Source organism: Ruegeria denitrificans (assembly GCF_001458295.1).
GTDB classification, from domain to species: Bacteria; Pseudomonadota; Alphaproteobacteria; order Rhodobacterales; family Rhodobacteraceae; genus Ruegeria; species Ruegeria denitrificans.
On the sequence record NZ_CYUD01000002.1, the window covers coordinates 30947 to 42739 of the forward strand.

Consider the following 11793-nt stretch of genomic DNA (forward strand, 5'->3'; position numbering starts at 1 on the left):
TTGCGTGCAAAAACGATGCTTGCTTGCACCTTATGTTCCGGGTCTGATAAGGTACATCCACAAGATATAGACCCAGCACAATACACGGGCAGTTTACGTGAGCGATACGCCAGATATTCCTGAAAACATGGATGAAACCCCGCCCGAGCGCCCCGTTTACGACGGCCCGACGGTGTCCATCGAATCCGAAATGCGCACGTCCTATCTGGATTATGCGATGTCGGTCATTGTCAGCCGCGCGATCCCCGATCTGCGCGACGGGCTGAAGCCGGTGCATCGCCGCATCCTGTATGCAATGCATGAAACCGGGAACACGCATGATAAATCCTATCGCAAATCGGCGCGTCCGGTTGGCGATGTGATGGGTAAGTACCACCCGCATGGCGACAGCGCGATTTATGACGCGCTGGTGCGGATGGCACAGGATTTCTCGATGTCGCTGCCGCTACTGGATGGTCAGGGCAACTTTGGTTCGATGGACGGAGATAACCCTGCAGCCATGCGCTACACCGAAGTGCGCATGGACAAACCTGCCGCGTCCTTGCTGGCTGACATCGAAAAAGAGACAGTCGATTTCCAGGACAACTATGATGGCAAGGATCGCGAGCCGACCGTTCTGCCCGCCCGTTTTCCGAACATGCTGGTCAACGGTGCCGGTGGTATCGCTGTGGGTATGGCTACGAACATTCCGCCGCACAATCTGGGTGAAGTGGTCGACGCAACCCTGGCCCTGATCGACGACCCGGACCTGACATCTGAGCAACTGATCGAATATGTCCCCGGTCCGGACTTTCCGACCGGCGGCGTGATGCTGGGCCGTTCGGGTGCGCGCAAAGCCTATCTTGAGGGGCGCGGCAGCGTCATCATCCGTTCCAAGACCCGTGTCGAGGAGATCCGAAAGGACCGTTACGCAATCGTCGTGGATGAGATTCCCTATCAGGTGAACAAGGCAGCGATGATCGAAAAGATCGCCGAGGCCGTGCGTGAAAAGCGCATCGAAGGCGTGTCGCACGTACAGGATGAATCCGATCGTAACGGTGTCCGTGTCGTCGTCGAACTAAAACGCGATGCGACGCCCGAGGTGGTTCTGAATCAGTTATTCCGCTTCTCGCCGATGCAAACCTCCTTTGGCTGCAACATGCTGGCGCTGAACGGTGGCCGGCCCGAGCAGTTGACCCTGCGCCGTTTCCTGACCTCGTTCATCGACTTCCGTGAGGATGTCGTTGCACGTCGTACAGCCTATGACCTGCGCAAGGCACGCGAACGCAGCCATATCCTGTGTGGTCTGGCCGTGGCCGTTTCTAACGTGGACGAAGTGGTTGCCACCATCCGGTCATCCGCCGACGCGGCGCAAGCGCGTGAAAAGCTGATGACCCGCCGCTGGCCTGCGGCTGAGATCGAAAGCTATCTGCGCCTGATCGACGATCCTCTGTCCAAGATGAACGACGACGGCACCTATAACCTGACCGAGGTTCAGGCTCGCGCCATCCTCGACCTGCGTCTGCAGCGACTGACCCAAATCGGCGTCAAAGAGGTCACGGACGAGCTGGAAGAACTGGCAGGTAAGATTAAGGAATACCTGGATATTCTGTCCTCGCGCGAACGCATTATGTCGATCATCGGAGACGAGCTGCGCAGCGTGCGCGAACAGTTCGCGGTTCCCCGTCGCACCGAGATCGTCGACTGGTCCGGCGATATGGAAGACGAAGACCTGATTGAGCGCGAAGATATGGTCGTGACGGTCACGTCGGGCGGTTACATCAAACGTACCCCACTGGCCGATTTCCGTGCGCAGAAACGCGGCGGCAAGGGTTTGTCCGGTATGCAGACCAAAGAGGAGGACGTGGTCACCAACCTCTTTGTGGCGAACACGCATACGCAGCTGTTGTTCTTCACCACCGACGGGATGGTCTACAAGCTCAAGACCTGGCGCTTGCCGCAGTCCGGCCGGACCGGCAAAGGCAAGGCCATCGTCAATATCCTGCCGATCCCGACCGGCGTTTCCATCGCGGCGATCATGCCCGTGGACGTGCCCGATGAAGAGTGGGAAAACCTGCAGATCGTCTTCGCCACCAGCGCCGGAGACGTGCGCCGCAATGCGCTGAGCGATTTCACCAACGTCAAGCGAAATGGCAAGATCGCAATGGATTTGCCCGAGGGCGTGGAACTGGTGAACGCGCGCATCTGTTCCGAAGAAGATGACGTGATGCTGGTCACCAACTCGGGCCGTGCAATCCGCTTCCAGACCACCGATGTACGGGTCTTCAAAGGCCGCAAATCGACCGGTGTACGTGGCATCAGGCTGAACAATAGTGACCGTGTGGTATCCATGTCGGTGATCCGCCATTTTGAGGCCACGTCGGACGAACGCTCTGCCTATCTTAAAATGCGCCGCGCGGTGGCTGGTCTGACCGACGAAGCCGAAACTGGCGACGAAGAAGGCAACGCATTGGCGACCATCAGCCAGGAACGCTATGCCGAAATGTCGGCCGCCGAAAACCTGATCCTGACCATCACAGCAGGCGGTTCGGGCAAGCTGAGTTCAAGTCACGACTACCCGGTCCGCGGACGCGGCGGCATGGGCGTTGCGGCCATGGACAAGGCGATGCGCGGCGGCGAATTGGTGGCCTCGTTCCCGGTTGAGATGGACGACCAGATCATGCTGGCGACGTCCAAGGGTCAGTCGATCAGGGTGCCTGTCGACGGCATCTCGTTCCGGTCCCGCAGCGCGGGCGGCGTCAAGGTGTTCAACACCGGCAAAGGCGAAGTGGTCGTCAGTGTCGCCTGGATCGCAGATCAGGCCGAAGACGAGTCAGATACAGAATAAATGTGCCTCACCAACGAATTATGGCCCGCAGCGCGCGTCGCTGCGGGCTTTTTTTGTGGCTCGTGCGAATACTTGCTTCTCGTACTGCACCCAAAAATGGCGTTGCTGCATACACATTTACCAAAGTCAAAAAACCAAACTGCATCAAAATGGTGGCAAGTCATGCTAACCTGGGAACCATTCTGAAAACCGGCAACGAAAAAGGTCGCGGATGCTTGAAGGTGCAATGCTTGTCTGGTTCCTGCTAACGGGCCTCAGTGTTCTGTTTGTCACTTGGGATTCTATTTCGAATGGTGTCACCAGCTGGGTGCAACGCGCGGCATGGATACTCGTAACGCTGTATACCGGGCCAGTTGGATTGTTCTTTTACCTTCTGGCCTGTCGGCGCCCGTTTCCCGGGGCGCATGATCAATTCACAAAAGCCACGTGGAAACAGGGGATCAACAGCGAAATGCACTGCGTCGCCGGAGACGCAACAGGTATCATCGTAGCAGCCATCCTCCTGCACTTTTTTGCGCTACCCAATGGCTGGGACATCCTTGTCGAATACGGTTTCGGCTTTTTCTCCGGCCTCTTCATCTTTCAGGCTTTGATGATGTTGCCCATGTTCGGCAATTACACACAAGCGGTTCGCAAAACGATATTCGCGGAAACGGTGTCGATGAACTTCGTGATGACCGGGATGATCCCTACCATGGTTGTTCTGGCAGCACTTTGGCCCGGCTCTGAAGACCCTTTGACACCTGACTTCTGGTTCAGGATGAGCTTGGCCACAATTGCAGGCGCTGTTATCGCATATCCCATGAACTGGTGGCTAGTCGTACATCACCTGAAACATGGCTGTATGACTCTACCCGAGGCGGATGGCCCCGCACCAGCGCTAGGGCATGGATCCCCTGAAGTTTCGATGGGCTCAATGCACCAGAATGACCGGAAAATGAGCGATAACGGCAAGATGGAGATGCAGGCACTTTCAGCCACACAGGCGGCGGTCTGGGTATTCGGCACCTATGCGCTGCTGATTGCGTCACTTTGGATGACTGCCCGATTCGTGCCGATCACGTTCTGAGCGCGAGAAGCTACGGAGGCCAAACTGAGGCCTGAATCAAAAAAACCGCACGGTGTGCGGCTTTTAAGGCTACAGGCTATAAAGCGCTCCGAATTTTTGTTCGAGATAGCTAAGCAACGGCTCCGGTCCCGGTTCCATGCCACTGGCACCTTGAATAGTTTCGCGCGGGGCATAAAGCCCGCCATAGCACTGAAGGTTGTCCCGCAACCAACCAGTTGCGCCCGAAGCGTCGCCCTTGGTTAATTGCGCATCCAGATCAGGCACAGCAGCACACAACGCCTGATAGAGACACCCGGCATAGACATTGCCCAGTGAATAGGTCGGGAAGTACCCGAACAGTCCGACCGACCAATGGACATCCTGCAAACACCCGTTCGAGGGCTTGTCGACCGCATAACCGAAATCTGCCTTGAAGCGATCGTTCCACGCGGCCTCCAGATCGTTGACCTGAAGGTCTCCGGCCATCAGGGCGCGTTCAAGATCAAAGCGCAGCATGATGTGCAGGTTGTATTGTACCTCGTCTGCCTCGGTCCGGATGTAACCTTTGTGCACACCGTTGACTGTGGCGTAAAACGTGTCGGCATCCGCGACACCGAAATCGCCAAAGGCTTCAACCATCTGTTCGAACAGCCAACCTGTAAAGGCACGGGATCGACCAAGTTGGTTCTCATAGATGCGGCTTTGGCTTTCATGCACCCCCATCGACACCCCCTGCCCCAGTGGTGTCAGCACATAGGCCTGGTCAATGCCCTGTTCATAGGCGGCGTGGCCAACCTCGTGTATGGTTGAGTAAAAACAGTTGAACGGATCGGTCTCGCTGGTGCGGGTGGTGATGCGCACATCCAGACCACTGCCCGAGCTAAACGGATGCACCGCCTTGTCCACGCGCCCTGTATTCAGGTCATAACCGAAGGTGGTGGCCAGTTTCTGCGACAGTTGCATCTGAACCAGTTCATCGAATTTACAGGTCAGAGCCTGAGGCGCTGGTTTATCCAGCACAGCCGCCCGCAAAGCCACCAGACGCGGGCGCATCTGGTCAAAAATCTTGGCGATCTGCGAGCCGGTGGTGTAGGGTTCATAATCCTCGACCATAGCGTCATAGACATCGCCACCCTGCGCCAATGCCGCGCCTTCTTCACGCTTAAGAGCAACAACTTCTTTGAGAACAGGCAGAAAGGCTGCGACGTCTTCATCCGCTCGGGCCTGCGCCCACGTTCCTTGCGCGGTCGAGGCCACGCGTGCGATGGCCTTGGCCAGATCAGCGGGCACCTTGACCGTCCGCTCATAAGTTCGGCGGATATCGCGCAACTGGGCGCGGGCCACGTCGTCCTGCGGGTCGGCCTGCTCCAACCACTCAGCCACGCGCGGGTCAGATCGGCGGGCGTGCAGAACCGCTTCGATCGCAGCCATTTCCTCGGCGCGTTGCGGTGCCGCGCCGCGCGGCATGACCGTTTCCTGATCCCAGCCCAGTCGCCCTGCGATCTGCCCAAGGGCCGAGGTTTCGCGTTGAAAGGCCATCAAGTCATCATAGGCATTCATCGGGTTCAGGCTCCGCGGATCGAGGTGGCGATTGGATAAGCAGTCAGGAAACGTGCACGCAGGATCAGGGTCCAGACGACGACGGCCATGAGCTGGTGGAAGATGGCAATCTGCCAAGGGGCTGCGTAGATGACTGTCATAACCCCGACCACCACTTGCAGCGACAGCGCTGCAAAGGCTGCGTTGAAGGCATACCGCGTTTGCGGATGCGCGCTGGTGCTGCCGCGCCGCCAGACAATGAAGCCGAAGATAAGCAGCAGATAGCCCGCACAGCGGTGGATGAACTGAACCAAACCGGGGCTTTCAAAGAAATTGCGCCACATTGGTTCAAGCATTGTCGCGTCGGGTGGCAATAACTGCCCGCCGATCAAGGGCCAATCGGTATAAGACCGCCCGGCGTCAATCCCGGCCACAAGCGCGCCGATGAGTATTTGCAAAAAGGCGAAATGCATCAGTCCGGTCGAGAGAGAGAACAGCCTACCCTCTTTCGCGCGGCGAGCCTGCATTAGGTCACGCTCCTCGCGGCCCAGTTCAAAGATATACCACGCAAGGAACCCGAGGATCACAAAGGCCAAACCCAGATGGATCGCCAGACGATAGCTGGCAACGGCCGTCATTCCCTCGCCCTGGGTTACGCCCGAGGCGACCATCCACCAGCCGACCGCGCCCTGCACACCGCCCAGAAGGCCGGGGATCAGCAGCTTACCGGTCCATCCAGTCGGAATCTTCCCCGCCAGAAGGAAACCAAAGAACCCAAGCGCCCAAACCAAGCCGATCACACGCCCCAGTTGACGGTGGCCCCATTCCCACCAGTAGATGGATTTGAAGTCATCCAACTCCATCCACTGGTTCTGGATTTCCCATTGGTCGATCTGTTTGTACTTGTCGAACTCGGCCTGCCAATCGGCCTCGGTCATCGGTGGGATGGCCCCGGTGATCGGACGCCATTCGGTGATCGACAACCCGCTATCGGTCAGGCGCGTCAGGCCGCCCACCGCTATCATAACAACCACCAGCGCGAACAGGATCATCAGCCAGACGCGGATGGCCCCGCGTGCGCCGCCCTTTCCCCGGTCAATCATACCCGGTTGAACAGACTGTTGTTTTTCGGTGTCTGAGACGTCTTCGAAGATGCTGCGCTTACCGCTCATGCTGTCCTCTTGTGCCTTGGATTTCGTCGCAAGCTAGGGTGAAGGGGGGCTAAGGTCCAGCCTCAGCCTTTATCCTTCCAACGGACCATCTGACGCATGATCCCGTGCAACATCTGCACATCGGACCGGGTCATCCGCATACGGGACCACAGATTGCGCAGATTGGTCTTCATGCCTTCGGCCTTTTCCGGCGGGTAGAAGAAGCCCGCCTCATCCAGTCGATCCTCGTAATGTTCGACCAGTTTCTCGACCTCGATCCCCGTGGCCCAGTCACCCTTGCCCAGATCGGTGGCTTCATGCACCACATCACCGCTCTGACGCATCCACTCATAGGCAGTGAGCAACACGCATTGGCCAAGGTTCAGAGAGGCATATTCCGGGTTCACCGGAACCGAGATGATGGCGTTGGCCTTGGCGATATCTTCATTCTCAAGTCCCGCGCGCTCAGGTCCGAACAGGACAGAAACCTTTTCACCAGCCGCAACCTTTTCGGCCGCGATCTGCATCGCGCGTTCAGGGCTGTAGACCGGCTTAGTCAGGCCCCGTTGCCGTGCGGTTGTAGCGAAGACAAAGGTGCTGTCGGCCAGCGCTCCGGCCAAATCGTCGAACAGCTGCGCTTCGTCCAGCAATCGCCCGGCCCCGCTGGACATTGCCACCGCTTTTGGGTTCGGCCAGCCATCGCGGGGCGCTACGATCCGCATCCGGTCCAACCCGAAATTCCACATCGCCCGCGCGGCGGCGCCGATGTTTTCACCCATCTGAGGGCGCACGAGCACAAAAGAGGGCTGGGATGTATCGCTGGGCATGGTTGTCTCCGGAAAACTTGGCCTGCTGTAATCGGCGCGCTGGCGCAGGGCAAGGCGTCCGATTGGTCAATTGCGCCTTAAACCGGCATAAAAGTTTGCTTCCCCGGCACAATCCGCTAAACCGCGCCAAAGACTGAAAGCGAAGGACGCGCCAATGGACACCCCCGAGCAGCCGCAGATTTACCTGATCACCCCGCCGACCATCTCGTTAAGCACCTTTCCCGACCAACTTGGCCGCGTTCTGGACGGTGCCGAGATCGCCTGCATCCGACTGGCACTGGCTGGCAATGACGAAGATGCCATCGCCCGCGCCGCCGATGCCTGCCGCGAAGTGGCCCATGCGCGCGACGTGGCGTTGGTGATCTTGAATCATGTTCTGCTGGCGCAACGGTTGGGGCTGGACGGGGTACATCTGGACGACGCCGCGCGCTCGGTCCGGTTCGCACGAAAGGAATTGGGGGCAGACGCCATCGTTGGCAGCTTTTGCGGTGCATCCAGCCATGATGGTATGTCGGCTGGCGAGGCTGGCGTGGATTATGTCGCCTTTGGCCCGTTGGGCGCGTCAACCCTGGGTGATGGCACCACGGCTGAAAAGGATCTGCTCCAATGGTGGTCCGAGACTATCGAGGTTCCGGTTGTCGCCGAAGGTGGCCTGACCCCCGAGCTGGTCCGTGACCTAGCCCCCTGCACCGATTTTTTCGGCATCGGGGATGAGATCTGGTCACAGGACGACCCGCTTGCCGCGTTGAAAGCCCTCACCGACGCGATGTGAGCCTTAACTCTTGCACCCACGTCGGGCCTACGGCATGACACGGACATGACTCAGAACAGCGAAATCCTGTGTATCGGCTCGGTCCTGTGGGACATTATCGGGCGTTCCGCCAGTGCCATGCGGCAGGGTTCGGACGTGCCGGGGCGGATCACCCGCCTGCCCGGCGGTGTGGCCATGAATATCGCCATGACGTTGGTGCGGTTCGGCATGACTCCGACCCTTTTGACAGCTATTGGCCGCGACCCCGAAGGGGATGAGCTGGTCAACGCCTGTTCACGGCTAGGCATGGTCACGGACCACATCTACCGCTCGCAGGATTTGCCGACGGACAGGTACATGGCCGTCGAAGGGGCCAATGGCCTGATTGCGGCAATTGCCGACGCGCATTCGCTTGAGGCAGCCGGGGCCAAAATCCTGCGCCCCTTGATGCACGGGCCGCTGGGGTACGAGAACACTCCGTTCCAGGGCCCGATCGCGCTGGATGGCAACCTGACGCTAACCCTTTTGGAAGAAATCGCCCAAAGCCCCGCTTTTGCGCGGGCTGACCTGCGTGTAGCCCCAGCTTCGCCCGGTAAGGCTGAGCGTCTGCTGCCTTTCCTAAAACACGCCCGTGCCACGCTTTATGTGAACCTCGAAGAGGCTGGCATCCTGTGCCAGCGCGAATTCAAGGATTCCGAAAGCGCCGCCAAAGGCTTGCTGGATCGCGGCGCGGTGCGGGTGCTGGTCACCGATGGCGGCAACTCGGCCACCGTCGGCAGCGCTGACAAAATCCTGACCCAAACACCCCCGTCCGTTCTGGTCACCCGTGTGACCGGCGCGGGTGACACATTTATGGCGGCGCATATCGCGTCCGAGGCCAACGGTGCGTCCAGTGACGAAGCCCTGAGCCGCGCTCTGCACGCCGCTGCAACCTATGTTTCCGGAGAAACCCCACTGTGATCGACATCCAATATTCCGCCGAGGTTCGCGCCGCCAAAGATGCGGGCCAGCCCATCGTCGCGCTGGAAAGCACCATCATCACGCATGGCATGCCCTACCCTCAGAACATCGAGGTGGCGGCACAGGTTCAGCAGGACGTCCGTGACGCTGGCGCGGTCCCGGCAACCATGGCTGTGATCAAAGGCAAACTGCATGTGGGCCTGGAAGACGACCAGTTGAAAGCCTTGGGGCAGGCTCAGGGCGTCGCCAAAATTTCACGCGCGGATATGGCGGCCTGCATGTCGACCGGCGACACTGGGGCTACGACAGTGGCCGCCACGATGATTGCAGCGCGCTATGCCGGGATCGAGGTCTTTGCAACCGGTGGCATCGGTGGTGTGCATCAGGGGGCCGAGACATCATTTGACATCTCAGCCGATCTACACGAATTGGCGCAGACGCCCGTTACCGTTGTTGCCGCCGGCGCGAAGGCCATCCTGGATCTTGCCAAAACGCTTGAAGTGCTTGAAACGCTTGGCGTTCCGGTCATCGCGCATGGGCAAGACGAGTTCCCTGCCTTCTGGTCGGCCAAGTCCCCCTATGCCGCGCCCTTGCGCATGGACAACGCCGAAGACATCGCCAAGGCCCACGCCACCCGACGGGCGCTTGGCCTGCCCGGAGGGCAGCTGGTCGCCAACCCGATCCCGACCGCCGATCAAATCCCGGCCGAGAAACTGGCCCCCATTATCGCCTCGGCCCATGCCGATGCGGAAACGCATCGTATCACGGGCAAAGGGGTCACACCATACTTGCTGCAGCGGATTTACGAACAAACCGAGGGCCGCTCGCTGACCGCAAACATTGCGCTGGTCCGCAACAATGCCCGTCTTGCTGCAGGTGTCGCGATTGCGCTGAGCAATTCCAACTAGGATTAGCCTATTGTACCAAGACGCCGGACTGCTTAACTAATTCGGCAAACCACTCAGGATCGCAATGAACACACCGTTTGACGAAGAACCCCACCGTAGACCGGGCCTGTTATCCCGGCTGCGCGCGTCTTTTCTGACGGGCATTGTTGTTATTGCGCCTGTCTGGCTGACGATCTGGCTGATCTGGTCGGTCGTTGGCTGGATCGACAGCGCCGTTCTGCCGCTGATCCCGCAACAGTTCCAGCCTCAGCAATATGTGGGCATCAACCCGCGCGGTGTTGGTGTCATCATCTTTCTGGCGTTTACCGTTTTGGTGGGTTGGATCGCCAAGGGTATTCTTGGTCGATCCTTAATTTCTTTCGCCGAAAGCGTGGTCGAGCGGATGCCCGTCATCCGCTCGGTCTATTCCGGCATCAAACAGATCTCTGAGACGGTTTTTGCCCAGACCGAACGCTCTTTCGAGAAAGCCTGCCTTATCCAGTATCCCCGCCGTGGCATATGGGCCATCGGCTTTGTGTCGACCACCGCGCGCGGTGAGGTCAGTGAACGGGCGGAAACGAGTGGCGCATTGCTGAGCGTCTTCGTCCCCACAACCCCGAACCCGACCTCGGGCTTTCTGCTGTTCTTCCCCGAAGAAGACGTCATTCTGTTGGACATGTCCATTGAGGATGCGGCCAAGCTGGTGATTTCGGCAGGGCTGGTTTACCCCAACGATAAAGACCCGACACAACCGCCTGAATAATCAGCCGAACATCTCGGGCAAGCTGACCGTACTTTGCTGGCCCAGATCATCTTTGTTGTCTGACAGGAACCTATGAGTTGCCGCGCGGCCAGCCTCTTTCAACTTGTGCAAGACCACCGGATTCGGCACCGTCTTTGTCGCCACGGACAGATCGTTCATCAGTGCATCATCGGCAATCATGTGGACCAGTACCCGGTTCATCTCACCCGGTTTCAATTTTCCCTCGGCCAACAAACGCTGTACGAAATTGATCGCGCGTAGTTCACGGAAAAGGGATGAATTAAAGCTGATTTCGTTAATCCGATTCTGGATTTGCTGCGGCGTTTTCGGCACCTCGTCCCGCTCAAGCGGGTTGATGTTCACAATCACCACGTCGTCCGGCAAATCGGTTTCGAACAAAGGGTACAGGGCCGGGTTTCCGGTATAGCCGCCATCCCAATAGGCTTCGGTCCTGCCGGATTTGGGGTCGAAAATCTCGACCGCCTGAAACAGGTTCGGCAGGCAGGCCGAAGCCAATATCGCATCCGTCGAAACCTCATCCCCGGTAAAGACCCGTATCTTACCGCTGCGTACACAGGTGGCACAGACAAACAGGCGCGGGCCTTCATCGGCGCATATTTCGTCGAAATTAAAGCGGTCCACCACCGACTCGAGCGGGTTGCGATAGAACGGGCCGTAAGCATAGGGCGACACCAGCCGCGACCAGGCATCCCCCACAGAAAACGGCAGAGAATATTCCATGGCATGCGCGATCTGTGCAGGCTCGATTGCCTGCATCCAATTGGCAAGGCGCATGTCACCTACGGCGCCCATACGCGACCACAGCCCATCCAAACTGGCCCGCGCGCCGTCACGCCCATTGCGTACCATTCCGGATTTGAACGCCGCCCCATTCAGCGCCCCGGCCGAAGTTCCGGTGATCGCGGCAACCTCGATATCATCTTCGTCCAGCAGCCGGTCCAGAACACCCCAGGTAAAGGCGCCATGTGCGCCGCCGCCCTGTAGGGCCAAATTGATCCGTTTCATGACCCCACTCCTAA

General features: G+C 58.8%; 10 protein-coding genes. 6 read left to right on the plus strand and 4 right to left on the minus strand.

The window, feature by feature from the left end:
* Positions 1 to 127 precede the first annotated feature (127 nt).
* Both gyrA and RUE5091_RS02965 read left to right on the plus strand, forming a co-directional pair.
* Positions 128 to 2827, plus strand: coding sequence for a DNA gyrase subunit A (gyrA, locus tag RUE5091_RS02960; protein WP_058280416.1), 2700 nt, complete (start codon positions 128 to 130; stop codon positions 2825 to 2827).
* 211 nt (positions 2828 to 3038) lie between these two features.
* Positions 3039 to 3896, plus strand: coding sequence for a DUF4396 domain-containing protein (locus tag RUE5091_RS02965; RefSeq protein WP_058280417.1), 858 nt, complete (start codon positions 3039 to 3041; stop codon positions 3894 to 3896).
* Between the two features lie 69 nt (positions 3897 to 3965).
* On the opposite strand, the gene RUE5091_RS02970 is transcribed toward RUE5091_RS02965, so the two are convergent.
* The 3 genes from RUE5091_RS02970 to RUE5091_RS02980 all read right to left on the minus strand — a co-directional run bounded on the left by RUE5091_RS02970 (position 3966) and on the right by RUE5091_RS02980 (position 7392).
* A complete protein-coding gene (locus tag RUE5091_RS02970; RefSeq protein ID WP_058280418.1) occupies positions 3966 to 5435 on the minus strand; it encodes a carboxypeptidase M32 in 1470 nt (489 codons plus the stop codon).
* A gap of 5 nt (positions 5436 to 5440) precedes the next feature.
* Positions 5441 to 6586 (minus strand): heme A synthase, encoded by a 1146-nt coding sequence (gene ctaA / locus RUE5091_RS02975; protein ID WP_058280419.1) that lies wholly within the window; start codon positions 6584 to 6586, stop codon positions 5441 to 5443.
* Positions 6587 to 6648: 62 nt separating this feature from the next.
* Complete coding sequence (locus tag RUE5091_RS02980; RefSeq protein ID WP_058280420.1) at positions 6649 to 7392, minus strand: RNA methyltransferase; 744 nt, start codon at positions 7390 to 7392, stop codon at positions 6649 to 6651.
* Positions 7393 to 7546: 154 nt separating this feature from the next.
* Between RUE5091_RS02980 and RUE5091_RS02985 the strand changes: the two genes are divergently transcribed.
* The 4 genes from RUE5091_RS02985 to RUE5091_RS03000 all read left to right on the plus strand — a co-directional run bounded on the left by RUE5091_RS02985 (position 7547) and on the right by RUE5091_RS03000 (position 10753).
* Positions 7547 to 8164 carry a thiamine phosphate synthase gene (locus RUE5091_RS02985; protein WP_058280421.1) on the plus strand — a complete coding sequence of 206 codons (618 nt, stop codon included), beginning with the start codon at positions 7547 to 7549 and terminating at the stop codon, positions 8162 to 8164.
* Positions 8165 to 8209: 45 nt separating this feature from the next.
* Positions 8210 to 9103, plus strand: coding sequence for a PfkB family carbohydrate kinase (locus tag RUE5091_RS02990; protein ID WP_058280422.1), 894 nt, complete (start codon positions 8210 to 8212; stop codon positions 9101 to 9103).
* Positions 9100 to 10011 carry a pseudouridine-5'-phosphate glycosidase gene (locus RUE5091_RS02995; RefSeq protein ID WP_058280423.1) on the plus strand — a complete coding sequence of 304 codons (912 nt, stop codon included), beginning with the start codon at positions 9100 to 9102 and terminating at the stop codon, positions 10009 to 10011. Before RUE5091_RS02990 ends, RUE5091_RS02995 begins: the two co-directional genes overlap by 4 nt.
* Positions 10012 to 10075: 64 nt before the next feature.
* Positions 10076 to 10753, plus strand: coding sequence for a DUF502 domain-containing protein (locus tag RUE5091_RS03000; protein ID WP_058280424.1), 678 nt, complete (start codon positions 10076 to 10078; stop codon positions 10751 to 10753).
* Here RUE5091_RS03000 and RUE5091_RS03005 read toward each other — a convergent pair whose 3' ends face one another.
* Positions 10754 to 11779 carry a patatin-like phospholipase family protein gene (locus RUE5091_RS03005; protein ID WP_058280425.1) on the minus strand — a complete coding sequence of 342 codons (1026 nt, stop codon included), beginning with the start codon at positions 11777 to 11779 and terminating at the stop codon, positions 10754 to 10756.
* Positions 11780 to 11793: the final 14 nt, after the last annotated feature.

Bases quoted from the DNA above. Each gene is read 5' to 3' on its own strand.
- gyrA (WP_058280416.1), top strand. From the start codon at position 128: ATGGATGAAACCCCGCCCGAGCGCCCCGTTTACGACGGCCCGACGGTG.
- RUE5091_RS02965 (WP_058280417.1), top strand. From the start codon at position 3,039: ATGCTTGAAGGTGCAATGCTTGTCTGGTTCCTGCTAACGGGCCTCAGT.
- RUE5091_RS02970 (WP_058280418.1), bottom strand. From the start codon at position 5,435: ATGAATGCCTATGATGACTTGATGGCCTTTCAACGCGAAACCTCGGCC.
- ctaA (WP_058280419.1), bottom strand. From the start codon at position 6,586: ATGAGCGGTAAGCGCAGCATCTTCGAAGACGTCTCAGACACCGAAAAA.
- RUE5091_RS02980 (WP_058280420.1), bottom strand. From the start codon at position 7,392: ATGCCCAGCGATACATCCCAGCCCTCTTTTGTGCTCGTGCGCCCTCAG.
- RUE5091_RS02985 (WP_058280421.1), top strand. From the start codon at position 7,547: ATGGACACCCCCGAGCAGCCGCAGATTTACCTGATCACCCCGCCGACC.
- RUE5091_RS02990 (WP_058280422.1), top strand. From the start codon at position 8,210: ATGACTCAGAACAGCGAAATCCTGTGTATCGGCTCGGTCCTGTGGGAC.
- RUE5091_RS03000 (WP_058280424.1), top strand. From the start codon at position 10,076: ATGAACACACCGTTTGACGAAGAACCCCACCGTAGACCGGGCCTGTTA.
- RUE5091_RS03005 (WP_058280425.1), bottom strand. From the start codon at position 11,779: ATGAAACGGATCAATTTGGCCCTACAGGGCGGCGGCGCACATGGCGCC.